Origin of the sequence: Sphaerospermopsis aphanizomenoides BCCUSP55, assembly GCF_001586785.1 — a bacterium.
Taxonomy (GTDB): Bacteria; Cyanobacteriota; Cyanobacteriia; order Cyanobacteriales; family Nostocaceae; genus Sphaerospermopsis_A; species Sphaerospermopsis_A aphanizomenoides_A.
On sequence record NZ_LUFH02000003.1, the window covers coordinates 46,700 to 63,064 of the forward strand.

Annotated in this window: 10 protein-coding genes; 8 read left to right on the forward strand and 2 right to left on the reverse strand. The window is 41.4% G+C overall.

Going from position 1 to position 16,365, the window contains the following annotated elements; genetic code table 11:
- The first annotated feature begins 6 nt into the window (after positions 1-6).
- The gene (locus A0J48_RS01260) at positions 7-585 is read left to right on the forward strand and encodes a YbhB/YbcL family Raf kinase inhibitor-like protein (protein WP_200319568.1); all 579 of its coding nucleotides are present in this window, start codon (positions 7-9) and stop codon (positions 583-585) included.
- Positions 586-1,750: 1,165 nt separating this feature from the next.
- Here the strand turns inward: A0J48_RS01260 and A0J48_RS01265 are convergent.
- Entirely contained in the window at positions 1,751-8,554 is a 6,804-nt protein-coding gene (locus tag A0J48_RS01265) for a Calx-beta domain-containing protein (RefSeq protein ID WP_200319570.1), read from the reverse strand.
- Positions 8,555-9,128: 574 nt separating this feature from the next.
- Here A0J48_RS01265 and A0J48_RS01270 point away from each other — a divergent pair.
- From A0J48_RS01270 to A0J48_RS01285, 4 genes are all read left to right on the forward strand, one after another.
- Positions 9,129-10,460, forward strand: coding sequence for an NB-ARC domain-containing protein (locus A0J48_RS01270; protein ID WP_200319572.1), 1,332 nt, complete (start codon positions 9,129-9,131; stop codon positions 10,458-10,460).
- Between the two features lie 207 nt (positions 10,461-10,667).
- Complete coding sequence (locus A0J48_RS01275; protein WP_200319574.1) at positions 10,668-11,330, forward strand: ATP-dependent Clp protease proteolytic subunit; 663 nt, start codon at positions 10,668-10,670, stop codon at positions 11,328-11,330.
- A gap of 129 nt (positions 11,331-11,459) precedes the next feature.
- Complete coding sequence (locus A0J48_RS01280; RefSeq protein ID WP_200319576.1) at positions 11,460-12,053, forward strand: ATP-dependent Clp protease proteolytic subunit; 594 nt, start codon at positions 11,460-11,462, stop codon at positions 12,051-12,053.
- Positions 12,054-12,152: 99 nt separating this feature from the next.
- A complete protein-coding gene (locus A0J48_RS01285) occupies positions 12,153-12,767 on the forward strand; it encodes a J domain-containing protein (protein WP_200319578.1) in 615 nt (204 codons plus the stop codon).
- 45 nt (positions 12,768-12,812) lie between these two features.
- Here the strand turns inward: A0J48_RS01285 and A0J48_RS01290 are convergent, their stop codons facing one another.
- Positions 12,813-14,141, reverse strand: coding sequence for an aromatic ring-hydroxylating dioxygenase subunit alpha (locus A0J48_RS01290; protein WP_200319580.1), 1,329 nt, complete (start codon positions 14,139-14,141; stop codon positions 12,813-12,815).
- A gap of 50 nt (positions 14,142-14,191) precedes the next feature.
- Between A0J48_RS01290 and A0J48_RS01295 the strand changes: the two genes are divergently transcribed.
- From A0J48_RS01295 to A0J48_RS01305, 3 genes are all read left to right on the forward strand, one after another.
- The gene (locus A0J48_RS01295) at positions 14,192-14,452 is read left to right on the forward strand and encodes a MoaD/ThiS family protein (protein WP_200319582.1); all 261 of its coding nucleotides are present in this window, start codon (positions 14,192-14,194) and stop codon (positions 14,450-14,452) included.
- 172 nt (positions 14,453-14,624) lie between these two features.
- Positions 14,625-15,929: a threonine synthase gene (gene thrC, locus A0J48_RS01300; protein ID WP_200319584.1), complete on the forward strand. Its 1,305-nt coding sequence runs from the start codon at positions 14,625-14,627 to the stop codon at positions 15,927-15,929.
- 94 nt (positions 15,930-16,023) lie between these two features.
- On the forward strand, positions 16,024-16,299 hold the full coding sequence (locus A0J48_RS01305) for a MoaD/ThiS family protein (protein ID WP_200319586.1): 276 nt from the start codon (positions 16,024-16,026) through the stop codon (positions 16,297-16,299).
- The last annotated feature ends 66 nt before the right edge of the window (positions 16,300-16,365 follow it).

Genomic DNA, 16,365 nt, shown 5'->3' on the forward strand with positions numbered 1-16,365 from the left:
ATATATATGCCTAAAAGGCGAGTTTTGATTATTCAAATTTTCGCTATATTTGGTTTATTAGGACTATCTCTAATTAGTTGTAGTGCTAATTATCATCTCAGTCCATCCCCAAGAGGAGAAAAAACCATGAAATTAGCCAGCAGTGCTTTTGTTGATAATGGTTTAATTCCTACTAAATATACCTGTGACGGTGCAAATATTTCTCCTCCTCTAAGCTGGGATGAAATTCCCCCGTCAACCCAAAGTTTAGTATTAATTGTTGATGACTCAGATGCACCAGTAAAGACGTTTGTACATTGGGTTGTTTACAATATTCCCTCTACATTATACCAACTCCCAGAACAAATTCCTGCTATTAAAACCTTGACTAATGGTGCAGTACAGGGAAAAAATGATTTTGGCAATTTTGGCTATGGTGGTCCTTGTCCTCCTAGTGGAACACATCGCTATTTTTTTCAACTTTATGCTTTAGATAAAACATTGAGTTTAGCATCCGGTGCTGGTAAATCTCAAATTATCAGTGCAATGCAGTATCATGTTTTAGCACAAGCAGAATTAATTGGACGCTACCAACGCCAGCGTTAAATCATCAACAACAACAGAAAAATGAAAAATACCCTTTATAGTTTCTACACAAATTAGAACCTATAAAGGGAGAAATTGAAGTCATTAATGCCTCTGTTGAATAGAGGTATATTTAAGAAAAATTGAATAAGTAAACTGCAATTGTGTGACGAAATAGTTAGATAATTTTTTATCTAGTAATACGTCTCATTATTATTGAAGATATAACGTAGCTCATCCAAACCTCATCTATCTGGAGGTATAGAGAGGATATTCCTAAAGATATATTGACTAATATTAATAAATAAAGTAAAGTTCACAATTTTTAACATTTAGTATTATATTATACAATAATAATACTGTATTATTTTACTTATAAGAAAAAAGGCTGAAAACCCTTGAGGCTTCGCCGTGAGCGTCAGCCGAACGGTTAAGTTTTGGAGCATGGCGGAAAAATTTAACCGTCCTTTAGACAAGGGATGAAAGCCGGCTAAGGCGTTTACGCCTCGGTGACTTTGTGATACAATCGCCGTCACAGGAACGGTAATTAACCTGTATAAAAACCTAACTGCCTAATGGCAATCTGTACCTTGACAATTGAAGATATGGGGTTCTATTCCATAGTTCTAGTTCCTTCTCAGGAATAGGTAAAATCTTCATGGGAGCTAGACTTGTGTTGAGCGAAGTCGAAACACGACACAGAATTTAAACTCAAACAAAATTTGCAGCGATGCAACTACCTCGCCCGCTGGGGGAAAGTTAACGCTTGGGGAGAGAACCACCTCCCTTGTTAGACACCGCAAGGGATCTAGTCTAAGTGGACTCGTTGAACCAAGAATCTCCGCACCTTCAGGTCGGAGAGTGTCAAAAAGGCATAACCTTTATTGGTGCAACGGCTGCACTCGCTATCTCCTCTGCTGTGTAAACATCGGGGAATACTTTTCTGAATATTTGTAACGAAGCATTGACAGCTTAACTGGTGGTTCTAAATCCAAAGCACTTGTTTTGCTGGTATTCCTGACACGACCCAACACCCAAAACCCAGTTTTCGGTCAGGAGGGGAGAGTGAGAAAAAAGTCAATCGTCAAGGTGGTTAGGACATCAACTGAATGATAAAACCTAAATACCAAAACACCTTTCACACTCTCACCTATCACCTGTCATCTGTTCCCTACAAATGAATTTTTTAGGCAACCAAACTGAAATTACTACCACTGAGGGTAACATCAGGATTACCTAAATAAGCAAACTCAAACACGCTCACTCCACCTAAAACATTACCATTTTGGTTGTAGAACAAACTACCAGAGCTTTGACTAAAGACTATACGAGCATTACTAGCGTCTACAAACTCATCATCAGTGACCACTGCAAAATCTGTTAACGGTTGTCCTACAGAGTCAGTAATGGCATTGAAAGTAGTTTTACTCAACACAATCTGGTCTAGTCCCCCTTCAAACAGGGTAATAAAGTCAACACCCAGCGCATTAGTAAATACCCCACTACTTTGGAACAGATATTTATCACTACCAACTCCACCCGTGAGACTATCATCACCCGCTCCTCCCCAGAGGGTATCATTGCCGGCAGACCCTAGCAGTTGGTCATTTCCGTCACCACCAATCAAAGTGTTATCCAGTGTATTACCAGTGAGACGGTCATTTCCAGTACCACCAGTGGCGTTTTCAATCACGTTATTGGCAGAGAGAATCAGTTTCAGATTGCTATTGACCGTTTGTGATGTGGTGACAGCCAGATTGACCCTGACGGCGCTGGTAGTACCACTGAAGTCAATAGTATCAATTCCGCCAGTCGCTGTTTCGATAATAGTGTCAACTCCCAAAGGACTATTGGCCTGGTAAGAATAGCTATCATTACCGTCAAGACCTGACAGAGTATTATTGGCACTATTACCAGTCAGGATGTTATTGCCTGTATTACCTGTACCATTGATAACACCAGTACCAATGAGTTTGAGATTTTCCACACCACTGGGTAAAGTGCGGGTAATAGAACTTTGCAGGGTATCAGTAATAATGACTTCTCCAATCCCCGCATCTGGACTGATGGTAGCATTAGTAGCACCAGACAAGGTTACTGTAAAAGCTTCATCTGGTTCATTGAGGTTGTCATTCAGAATGGGAATAGCAATAGTACCCAAAGAACTACCAGCAGCAATATTCAAAGTACCAGTTAGATTTGTGTAGTCAACACCAGGAGTAGCGTTAACAGGTGTCAGACTATAGTTGACACTGACTGGTTGGCTACTGAGACTACTAAGGCTGACAGTGAGGAAAGCATTGCCATCTCTGCCTTCAACAACAATGATGTCATTGATAGATATAACTGGCAAAGATAAACCATCATCATTGGTAATTGTTCCGGTAACAGCAGTGGTTGTGCCAACGGTGTAACCAGTACCAGCAGCGAGTGTTAAAGCAACGGTTTCATTACTCTCAACGGTGGTATCTGCGGTTGGGTTGACAGTGAGAGTTGCTGTTGCAGAACCCGCAGCAAAGGTAATAGTTCCAGTCGTCCCCGTGAAAGTTGCTGCACCAGTTTGGGTGTAGTCTGTATTGAAGGTGGCTGTACCTCCAACTGTATAGTTAACGGTGAGGGCAGAGGTAGTGCTTCCGGTTCTAGTGAAGGTATAAACCAGGTTCGGTATTCCATCTTCTAGTACGCTTGTGGGGGCTACTGCTAGGGTGACAGATGTGGCCACAGTATCGTTATCGGCAATGGTGGCAGTAGCCGTTGATCCTCCAGCATAGGTGACAACTAGTTGCACATTAGTGCCTGGATCTCCAAAAGAGGCACCATAGATATACTCGGTGTTAACAATGCTATCAAGGGTTGAAATCAATCCTCCCATAGCAAAGGATTGACCACTCTTGCTATTCAGGGCGCTGACTAAAGCTGAGTTGAGGTTAATAGTAACTATTTGATAGTTATCAGCAGTAGTGAAGTTACGGCTACCGTAAATTGTGCCATCACCTAAGTCGTTGTAAATGCCAGTCAACCCGGAGCCACCAGCTATTAGGGTACTCACAGCGGTAGTTACATCCCGCAACTCATAAGTCTCACTGGCATCCCCACTTGCAAATTCGTAAGTGTTGATTTTCAGCTGGGCGGAAACAACAGGTTGGGAAAAGGTTGGCAGATTAAATGCCATCCAGTTTCGGTACAACGATGCAGAGTAGTCACCAATAATATAGTTAGTATTACCTGGATCGTGGTAGCCTGAATTGTTATACCAGCCTGTATCTACTGCTGAGATTACTGTCTGTGAAGAGGCTATTGTATAGCCAGTAGGAGGAGTAATCGTAACAGTGACAGTTTCATTAGCATCGACAACAGCATCATCAATGGTAGGTAAGGTAATGGTAGCTGTAGCTGAACCTGCGGCAAAGGTGACTGTTCCTGCCTGGGGATTGGTATAGTCTGAACCAACTGTAGCTGTACCACTGAGACTATAGCTGACATTCAAGGCTGCTGTGAGGTCGCCTGTGCGGGTGAGGGTAAAGACGCTACCAACAGATCCTGTTTCTGCTCCATCTATGGTTTTGACAATGGAGATTGTACCCAGATTATCATCATTGGTAATTGTTCCGGTAACAGCAGTGGCTGTACCAACGGTGTAACCAGTACCAGCAGTAAGTGTTAAAGCAACGGTTTCATTACTCTCAACAGTGGTATCTGCGGTTGGGTCAACAGTGAGAGTTGCTGTTGTAGAACCCGCAGCAAAGGTAATAGTTCCAGTCGTCCCCGTGAAAGTTGCTGCACCAGTTTGAGTATAGTCTGTATTGAAGGTGGCTGTACCTCCAACTGTATAGTTAACGGTTACGGCAGAGGTAGTGCTTCCGGTTCTGGTGAAGGTATAAACCAGGTTAGTTGTGCCATCTTCGTTAACGCTACCGGGAGCGACTGCGAGGGTAACGGTAGAGGAATCATCATTGGTAATTGTTCCAATTACACCCGATGTCGTACCAATGGTATAACCAGTTCCTGCGGCTATCTTTATATTAACAGTGTCATTACTTTCAATGATGGTATCTGCTGTGGGGTCAATGATGAGAGTTGCTGTACTTGCACCCGCAGCAAAAGTAATTGTTCCAGTTGTTGACGTGTAACTTGTGGCACCAGCTTGGGTGTAGTCTGTATTGAAGGTGGCTGAACCAGTAACCGTAAAGTTCACCGTTAGAGCAGAGGTGGTGCTTCCGGTTCTAGTAAAGGTATAAACTAGGTTGGTTGTTCCATCTTCTAGTACGCTTGTGGGGGCTAGAGCTAAGGTAATGGATGTCGCTACAGCATCGTTATCGGCAATTGTGGCAGTAGCAGTGTTAGAACCACTGATAGTGTAACCAGTAGGTGCAGTAATGTTGGCGATAACGGTTTCAGCAGCGTCTACAACCGCATCATCAATGGTAGGTAAGGTAATGGTAGCTGTAGCTGAACCTGCGGCAAAGGTGACTGTTCCTGCCTGGGGATTAGTATAGTCTGAACCAACTGTAGCTGTACCACTGAGACTATAGCTGACATTCAAGCCTGATGTGAGGTCGCCTGTACGGGTGAGGGTAAAGACGCTACCAACCAGTCCTGCTTCTGCGCCATCTGTGGTTTTGACAATAGATAGGGTACTCGCTTCATCATCAATAATCGTTCCGGTGACAGCGGTGGTTGTTCCCACGGTGTAAGCTGTGCTAGAAGCGAGTGTTAAAGCAACAACTTCATTACTCTCAACTGTGGTATCTGCTACGGGGTCAATTGTCAGAGTTGCGGTACTTGCACCCGCAGCAAAAGTAATGCTACCTGTTGTTGGGGAGAAACTTGTGGCACCGATTTGGGTGTAGTCTGTACTGAAAGTGGCTGAACCAGCAACGGCAAAATTGACTGTGAGGGCAGAGGTAGTGCTTCCGGTTCTGGTGAAGGTATAAACCAGGTTAGTTGTTCCATCTTCTAGTACGCTGCTGGGAGCTACTGCTAGGGTGATGTTGGGTAAAGTCAAGGTTCCGATGGAGAGTGACCAACCTCCGGCAATTGTCCCCACATCACCACCCACGTCATCCATAACGTAGAGGCTCCAATTCCCGTTGGGATTGGTGTTGTTAAACACGGAAAAATCTGTACCGTAAGGACCAATGGGGGCGGGAGAGTTGAAGGTATCTCCAGTTTCATAATCTACTGGTCGATAAGTACCACTTGTCAGCTGTAGTGAATCTGATAGAGCTTCTGTTGCAAATGGATCGAATACCAATGTAACGTTGCTCAGACCAGCAGATCCACCTGCATCTGACATTAAGATAGCTTTAGCTCCAGTTGGTCCGACTAGTAGGATATCAATGTCATCTGAATAAGTATGGCTGAGGTTGGTGAGGGTGACTCTGAGATTGGCAAGATTGCCACTGACACCTGAAACATTTATGGTTGAAGGATAGGGACTGCCAGCGGTTGCATCAAGTATGGAAATAGCGGCGGTGTTACTAAAAGTTGTGTAAGTTACTACTTCATCATTTGTGATAGTACCTACTACCGCATTTGTTGTACCGATGGTATAGGAAGTGTTACTGGCAAGACTGAGGCTAACAGTTTCATCACTTTCCAAAACCGTATCAGCAGTGGGGTTAACTGTTAAAGTGGCTGTGCTAGAACCTGCGGCAAAGGTTATAGTTCCGGTAGTAGAACTATAACTAGCGGCTCCGGTTTGGGTGTAGTCAGTATTGAAAGTGGCTGAACCAGCAACGGTGAAGTTAACGGTTAGGGCAGAAGTGGTGCTTCCAGTTCTGGTGAAGGTATAAACAAGGTTAGGTATTCCATCTTCAGCCACACTTGCAGGTGATACGGCTAGGGTGATAGTTGGGGGAATATCATTGTCAGTAATTGTGGCAGTAGCTGTGTCAGAACCACCGATAATGTAACCACTAGGTAATGTAATGGTGGCGCTGATGGTTTCGTTAGGATCGACTACAGCATCATTAATAGTAGGTAAGGTAATGGTAGTTGTCGCTGCACCAGCGGCGAAGGTAACAGTTCCTGCCTGGGGATTGGTATAGTCTGAACCAACTGTAGCCGTACCACTGAGAGTATAACTGACGTTTAAGGATGCTGTCAGGTCGCCTGTGCGGGTGAGGGTAAAGACGCTACTAGCAGGCCCTGTTTCTGATCCGTCAGTTGTTTTGGCGATGGATAGGGTATTGGAATTAGAAAACAGAATATTTAGACGATTAGAAGCAGCTACAAGATAGTAATCTTTGACTGTGACAGAACGTCCAGATCCTAGTCCCAGCACTAAGTTGTTTCCGCTTTGGGTTTGGGTAACACTGGCAGAAGTAAAAGCTGATAAGTTGAGGATATCTAAATTGTTTGCACCCTCTATGGTGTCATTACCAGTAGCAGTTGCAAAACCGTAACCATTGAACACATTTGCCGCCGAGTTGGCAATAATGTAATCATTACTGGAAGAGTTAATGAGATTCTCAATTGTTACTCCGTAAGCAAGTCTTGTACCACTAGTTGTAGCCTGGTAAGTTGTACCACTGGTATAACTAACAGGCGGACCCGCTGTGACGTTGTATCCTGTGCCATTGAAAGCTGTTTGCGTTGACAACCATCCACCTGCATTCAGGTCAAAGCGATAACCAGTAGCATTAAATCCCAATCCAGCAAAATTTAAAGTGTCTGTTCCGCCACTATCCCAAATTGTGATTTTATTATCAATAGTTGAGCTACCAACAGTTCGCACTCCATCTGAATATAGATCAGTATAGGTAAAGGTATAAGTAGTGTTGGTGGAATTGAATGATTTTGCTCCATAGAGATATTGCAAAGCCATGACATCATAAGCCATTGGGGTGCTAGGTTCAGCGCCAGAATAGAAGTTGTATGTCATTAGGCTGTTATCCCAATTGTCCTCACCATAAGGAAGGTAAGGAGGATCTCCTGCACCACTACCGTTATAGTTACCGGGATGTTTGAGACCTATAGCATGGAGAGTTTCATGGATTATAGTCTGATATCCATGAGTACCTGGACCGCCCTGAATTCCATTGGTATCAGCACTATTATCATAGCTAGAGTTAAAAAATACATCACCTGCTACGTCATTACTATTCCCCTGATTCGTATCGGTTGAAAATGGATAGTAAGCATAGGCATAGCCAGGATCAGTAGAAAGAAGATAGCGAATTTGACCATAACTAGAGACAGAGTCGCTAACTTCAACAAAATTGACGTTAATTAGTGGAGCGATCGCATTTTGCAGAATTGTGCGAACATTATTTTTAACAGCTTCACTGACAGGAGCTAACCCTGCTTCACTGCCATAGTAAGAGCCTCCAGAATAAAAACTGTAGGAGATGGTTGTAACTCCCCACTTGTAGCCTCCTAAAAGTGAGTCAATGCGATAATCTCCAGATGCAACTGAAGTGGCTTCCTGTGGACTAGTGTTCGATGAACTTAATGTTCCTTTTTGATTAGGAGGTGCTGTTGTACAAGCAGGACAGGAACAAATCATCAAGGAGGATGGATTGTGGTATGTAGCTTTTCCACCTTGTTGAACAATTGTATTACTATTGTCTAAGCCTTGAAGATTCAGACTTTTACCTTGCACATACTCAGCAAAAGTCGATCCTTGATTTCCACTACCAGTCTGATTAATTTGAGTATTAACAAAACTGCCAATTTCACTTAATAGAACTGTACTAATAGCTTGCGGCGTACTATTAGCAACAAAACTAGCTGAGAGATAAATCGTATTGCTGCTGCTGGCATATATACTATTAGCACTGTCAAGACTATCGCTAATTGTGACTTCCACTTTGGGCAGTTGACTAAAATCACCTGCCTGCCACTGAGAACGCAGATTAACTGCAACTGTACGGTCGTATTGTCCACCAAATAAAGTATCTAACTGTTGCCAAAAGTCTTCTAAATTCGCAAATTTGCTGAGTTTTTCATGGGTTAAATCGAGTAATGGTTTGATTATACTGTTCATAGAATTGATTAATTAGGTAAATGCCTGTCTGAATATTTGCAGTTTGTACTCATCGGAGAATTCAAACTGCACTCAACTAGTGATGGTTTTAGAAGTATTACTAGCAAGAATTTATGTCACAATTTATTCACACATCTTTTGTGACACTGTAACTTTGCACAATCGTGACATAACTATTTGCCAGTATCAATGCCAGATTCTGGATATAGATCGCAAATTTAGGTACATTTGATCTAAATTGACAAATTATTCCTTGATGCTACAAGCCCCCGGATTGATCCGTAGAATCATTCCGAAATCCTTACATCCAAAATCCAAAATCCTATGACTTACACACCTCAATCTAAAACCTTGATCACTCTAGTCATCACAATAGGGAAATTAACAGGGGATTGGGTCGTATGATCGTTGTAATACCTTTTAATTAGGTATTTTTACATTCATGCTGACACTTCTAAATTCATCATAATCACAAACACAGTTATAAGTAAATACAGAAAGTTCAGGTGTTAATACAGATTTGTATATAAAATTAATACTAATAACAGATATCAACACAAGGTTAAATTTAGCTATGAATCTTGAACAAACATTAAGCTTTTTAAATAAATTATTTGCTACCCAGTACAAAATACCCTTGACCCCTCTTGAACAAGAAATTATTCGACAAAGCTGGGAAGGTAAAGAATATAAAGACATGAAAATTGCGGGATATTCTTCTGCTTATATCAAGACTAATATTGCCCCGGAATTATGGAAAAAAATTTCTGAAGTTTTAGGAGTAAATGTAGTGAAAAAAAATTTACAGATAGTCATGGAGAATTTGCCACAGGAAAATTTTTTAACTCAGTTAGAGAAACCCGTTGAATTCGTGAAGCCAATGAAATTAGTTAATACTATTTCTGTACAAAATTGGCAAAATGTTTCTGATTTGGAAATATTCGGCCGTGATGAAGAATTAGAGATTTTGCAAAGATGGATTTTACAAGATAAATCTAGGTTGGTAGTAATTTCTGGAATGGGAGGAATGGGTAAAACTACATTAACCAGAAATCTAACCAAAGATTTAGCAATGAATCAAGAAACTAGATTTGAACATATTATTTGGCTTTCTCTAGAAAATTCCCCGACATTAGAAAATATTTTGAGAGAAATTCTTGATTTACTTGCACCTCAGCAACATTTGGCTCTGTCTATTAACAATCTATTGGATCAGTTGCGATCGCATCGGTGTTTAATTATTTTGGATGGTGTGGAAAATCTCTTTGCTTCAGATAGTTTAGCGGGTAAGTATCGTCAGGGATATGAACAATATAGTAATTTATTCAAACAAGTCAGTACATCAGAACATCAAAGTTGTCTATTATTAACGAGTATTGAAACTCCTAGAGAAATTGGTTTTTTAGCAGGCAATAATAGTCCTGTCCGCTTATTACAACTTCAAGGTTTAGCAATTGAGCCAGCTAAGGCAATATTTATAAACAGAGGATTAACCGAAGCGGAGAATTGGGAAACACTAATTAAATTATATCGAGGTAATCCTTTAGCATTAAAAATAGTAGCGACAATGATTTTAGAATTATTTAATGGTAAGACGGGGGATTTTTTAGCAGAAAATACTCTATTTATTGGGCAAATAGCAGATATCTTAGATCAACAATTTGCCAGATTATCTTATTTAGAAAAACAACTAATCCAATGTTTAGCTAATATCAAAGAACCAGTGAACTTTGCGCGTTTATATATATTTTTCGCTCAAAACATACCTAAGTCCCAAATCATCGCAGTGCTGGAATCTTTAGTGATGCGATCGCTGATTGAGAAAAATCTGGAAAACGGCGAATTTCTCTTTAGTCTCCAGCCAGTAATTCAAAAGTATGTTCAAAATTACTATATTTTTGAGTAAAATTACATATCCAAGAGTAACAGATGCGAACATGAGTTACTTATAAAAGAAATGTAAACTTCATGTCTTTGACTGTTGGAAGTCAGGACATATTTCTGCCAATCAACTTTTCTTGACCATCAGCGAGAAATCCACACCTTAAATCACCCAAGCATCGCGCTAGGATGTAATACAGTTAACGGCATAGTTTCAGGCGATTCAGTTGCTATGGACATTTCCCCCATCAAGGCTGTGCAAGCCCCCTATTACGGCGATAACTTCTACCGAACACCGCCACCAGATTTACCTTCTTTACTCCTAAAAGAGCGAATAGTTTATCTGGGGATGCCATTAGTTCCTGCTGTCACGGAATTGATCATCGCTGAATTGCTATTTTTACAATCCGACGACCCAGAAAAACCAATTAAAATCTACATCAACTCTACTGGTACTTCTGGTTACAGTGGCGAACCTATCGGTTTTGAAACCGAAGCTTTTGCCATCTTTGACACCATGAAATACATTAAGCCACCCATCCACACCATCTGTATCGGTTCGGCTATGGGTATGGCGGCGATGTTGTTAAGTGCTGGTACAAAGGGTTGTCGTGCTAGTTTACCCAACTCTTCTATTATCCTGCATCAACCCAAGAGCTACGCCCAAGGGCAAGCAACGGATATTCAAATTCGAGCTAGAGAAGTTTTGGCAAACAAAGCATCAATGGTGGATATTCTGTCTCGCACCACAGGACAAGCACCAGAAAAAATCACCAAAGATATGGATCGCCTCTTCTACATGACTCCTTACCAAGCCAAGGAGTACGGTTTAATCGACCGCGTGTTTGAAAAAGAAGAACTCGCCAACCCTCCACTCCCTGCAAGTGTGCTTTAAGAAGGTGACAGGTGACAGGTGACAGGTGACAGCAAGAAGGCAAAACCGTATTTTCCTTTCTTCTACTGTTCCCTGTTCCCTGTTCCCTGTTCCCTGTTCCCTTAATAAATTAAAACTGGAGTCGTAAAAATGCCTATAGGCGTTCCTAAAGTTCCTTACCGGATGCCCGGAGGACAATATACAGATTGGATTAGCATCTATGACCGCCTCTACCGGGAAAGAATTATTTTCTTGGGACGGGATGTGGATGACGAAATTGCTAACCAGATTATTGCCGTCATGCTTTATTTGGATTCCGATGATCCAGGTAAGGACATTTACTTATACATCAATTCCCCCGGTGGGATGGTGACATCTGGATTAGCGATTTATGACACCATGCAACACATCAAATCTGATGTTGTTACTATATGCGTTGGGTTAGCAGCCTCAATGGGATCTTTCCTGTTAGCAGCAGGCACCAAGGGCAAACGCTTGGCTTTACCTCACTCCCGGATTATGATTCACCAACCATCCGGTGGTACTCGCGGACAAGCTTCTGATATCGAAATTGAAGCTAGGGAGATTCTGCGAATTCGCAGTCAGCTAAATCAGATTTATGCTGATAACACTAGTCAACCTTTGTCCAAAATTGAAAAAGACATGGATCGGGACTTTTTCATGTCGGCTCAAGAAGCCAAGGAATATGGTTTAATTGACCGTGTGATTGAAGAACGTATCTAAAAAGGGAAAATAAATTCAAAATTCAAAGTTGAAAGTTCAAAAGTGGGAATTCTTAATTTTGAATTTTTAATTTTGAATTTTGAATTGGAGCAAATCAATATGGATCTTGGAGATTGCTACCGTTTATTGGGTTTAAGGTCGGGAGCCTCTTTTGCTGAAATCAAGGCATCTTACCGCCGACTGGTGCAGCAATACCATCCTGATATCAACCCGGATGATGAAAAATCTAAAGAAAAATTTATTGCCTTGACTGAGGCTTACAAACTCCTACAAACGGTAGTACCACCAGAGGAAATAGCCCCAAAATCACACAGTTCATCTACTTCATCAGCTTCTGTGGGCAGTCAGACGGAGGTAATATCCCAGGAGTCACCCTCAAAAACAACTGTGATGCCTCATCCACCATCGGTAGAGGACATAGAACAACGGTTAAAGTGGAAGACTTATGAGCAATTACAGCGGTTTTTACAAGAAAAACGGTTTCCCCAAGCGATCGCTCTCGTTGAAGCCTTAGCCGCAAGATTGCCAGCAGATCAGGAAGTACGTCAATGGCAAGCGATCGCCTATCAAATCTGGGGAAGGGCTTTAATTGGTGAAAAACAATTACCGAAAGCGAGAATCTATCTGAAAAAGGCTTTAAAAACAGACCCTCACAATAAAGCTCTGTTTAACGAAGTCCAGCGAGATTTTGAACGTTTGGGAATTAAATTTTAGAGTAACTAATTGTCAATAATCAATTGTCAATTATTCATTGATCACCTATCTTTCGGCATGAATATAATCCACAAAGTAAAATTTGGGAATCAGCCAAAGTTTTAACCAAGAATAAACTCCCATTCCTAAAAGTGCGGTAATGATTAATGGCAACCCTACCTTAATCCGCAACTCATCAGGAAGAATTGCCACACCAGAAACAGCAATTACAAAATATGACAAAAGCAGCATTTGTAATCTTTGGAAATTTTTTAGTGCATTACGACAACTACTACAATGTTGGGTATGTTGTCTGTAACGATCCAACATTACGGCACGGTTATCATTAATTTTACTTTCTGGATTGCTAATTCCTACCTCACGCCAAGGTAGCTGGCCTTGACAATATTTATCAAACCAAGTCCGAAATTCAATTACTAAACGGTCTGCGCTTGTAGGTAATTTATAGGCAGTTTTCCAACTTTCACTTTCTTGTTTTTGTTGCAGTAAAAACTCTTGCTGATTCAGTAAAATCATATCTCCATCTAAAACCACATTGCGGTTTGTGATGTGATCCCACCAACGGGGTGTAAGATAGTGGATATTTTTAGCAAAGTTCCGGGCAAACTGGGCTACAATTCTCGATTTACCTGGAGAAACTGGTACACAATAAACTATTAATCCTAATTTTTTTTGAGTGCCACCAATAGTAATAGCATATTCTAACCGACAAGGTGGTTCAAAAGAGATTGTTGTTGGCAAACCTCTAGCAATAGAAACTTCAATTAAATTTGCTGTAGATTGGATAACATTAATAGGTATTGGTGTTGCTTTATCTCGATTACCCTGTACCCCATGATGAGCAAAAGGAACATGACTAGGATCAGCTACATTTTCCACCAAAGTTTGCCAATCATATTCTAAATCACGGACTAAATTACTCCAAACAAAACCTTTGTTAGCATCTATTTGTGGTGACAAAGGTAAGGGTGTAGTTGCAGCTAGTTCTGGTGATTTTGCATCAGGCCAGACCCAAAGTAAATCATTTTCCTGACGCACTGGTAGGGAAACTACACAGAAATTTTCTGGATTTTTAGTGAGAATTCCCGGATTTTCTGCTTGGGGAATGTGAGTACACTTACCTTGAGGGTCAAATTGCCAACCGTGATAACTACACATTAAATTCCCTGTTTTGTCGTCAACGCGACCTTCACTTAAGGGTGCTAAACGATGAGGACATTGATCTAAAAATACCCCGTAGTTGTCAGAATTTCTGGGTTTCCAGATCACTAAACGTATTCCTAGAAGAGTTACGGGAACTGGACGCTCTGGATCAAGGTCTTCTATTGGTGAGAGAGGATACCAGTGCTGAAAAAAATTGAATTCGGCTTGCATTCCACTTCTTTTAATGAATTTGAGATTAACCAGGGTGTACTAAAAATTGTATGTGTGAATCTTTAATTACCGTAACCGTTAAATTGTTTGCTGCTTATCAAGAAGCCTATGGACTGACTGAACTAGTGCTGCAATTTCCTCATGGTACACCAGTAAAAATGATATGCGATCGCTGCATCACAGAACATCCAGAATTGGTCAAATGGCGTGATGTTACCCGCTTTGGCATTAATTTGATTTTTGTTGAACCAGACACACCTTTAAAAGACGGTGATGAAGTCGTCCTCATTCCACCTGTTAGCGGTGGATAATTTTGGATTTTGGATTTTGGATTTTGGATTTTGGATTGATCTATCTATATCTGTTCCCTGTTCCCTGTTCCCTAAACCATATCCGACAAAAATAGTCGGGTATGTTTGACGAGTATTTTGGCTCGTGCTACTATCAGTCCAAAGTTGACGGATACACGGGGAAAGCTAGTTTATGACTCAGGCAATCGCAAACTTAAACACAGCCAACACTTCTATATTGAAAGCATTAAAGTGTAAAGAATGTGGCGCGGAATACGAACTCCAAGCTAGTCATGTTTGTGAGTTATGCTTTGGTCCGCTGGAAGTCAAATATGACTATGAGGTTTTGCGTCAGTCTGTCAGTCGAGAAACTATTGAAGCAGGTCCTAACTCTATTTGGCGCTACCGTCACTTTTTACCCGTTGCTACCGACAACTATATAGATGTGGGAACTGGAATGACTCCCCTGGTTCGTTCCCACCGTCTTGCCCGTCGCCTGGGTTTAAATAAACTTTATATTAAAAATGATGCCGTGAATATGCCCACCCTAAGCTTTAAGGATCGGGTGGTGTCTGTGGCACTGAGCAGAGCGAGAGAATTAGGTTTTACCACTGTTTCCTGCGCTAGTACCGGCAACTTAGCAAATTCTACCGCTGCGATCGCTGCCCATGCTGGTTTAGATTGCTGTGTATTCATTCCCGCAGATTTAGAAGCTGGTAAAGTCCTGGGTAGTTTAATCTACAGCCCTACCCTCATGGCTGTAAAAGGCAATTACGATCAAGTCAACCGTCTCTGTTCAGAAGTTGCTAATACACACGGTTGGGGTTTTGTCAATATTAATCTTCGTCCCTATTATTCCGAAGGTTCTAAAACATTAGGCTTTGAAGTAGCAGAACAACTAGGTTGGGAACTACCAGATCATATAGTTGCACCTTTAGCTTCTGGTTCTCTGTTCACCAAGATTTATAAAGGTTTCAACGAATTTGTAGAAGTTGGTTTAGTAGAAGGCAAAAATGTCCGCTTCAGTGGCGCACAAGCAGAAGGATGTTCCCCCATCGCTACAGCCTTTAAAGAAGGAAGAGACTTTATTCAACCGGTTAAACCTAACACCATCGCTAAATCTATTGCTATTGGCAACCCAGCCGATGGGGTTTATGCTGTAGAAATAGCTCAAAAGACCAACGGTAATATTGAATCAGTAAATGATGCAGAAATTATCGAAGGTATTAAGCTGCTGGCAGAAACCGAAGGCATATTCACAGAAACCGCAGGTGGTACAACCATCGCCGTACTGAAAAAATTGGTAGAAGCTGGCAAAATTGATCCAGATGAAACTACAGTTGTTTACATCACTGGTAACGGGTTGAAAACCCAAGAAGCGGTTCAAGGCTACGTTGGTGAACCTTTGACTATTGATGCCAAACTTGATAGTTTTGAACGGGCGCTAGAAAGATCCCGTACACTTGATCGCCTGGAATGGCAACAAGTTCTTGTTTAGTCCTGAGCCAGTGGTCATTGGTGATTAGCAAAACAATGGATAATCAATGACCGCTGATAACTGATAACTGATAACTGACACCTGATAATTAACTATGGCCGTAACCGTTTTAGTTCCCACTGCTCTGCAAAAATTTACAAATAATCAAGCTGTCTTAGAATGCAGTGGTAGCAACATCGCTGAATTATTCGATTCTTTAGAACAAGTTTGTCCGGGTATTAAAGCGCGTTTGTGTGATGAAGAAGGAAAACCACGTCGCTTTTTGAACTTGTATGTAAACAGTGAGGATATCCGCTTTTTACAACTTACAGCAACTCCCCTGAAAGATGGTGATGAAGTAAGTATAGTTCCTGCTGTTGCGGGTGGTTGAGATTAGTATTCAGCTGTCAGTAGTCAGCTAAATACTAATCCTGAAAATAGCAGGGAGAGAGGGAGA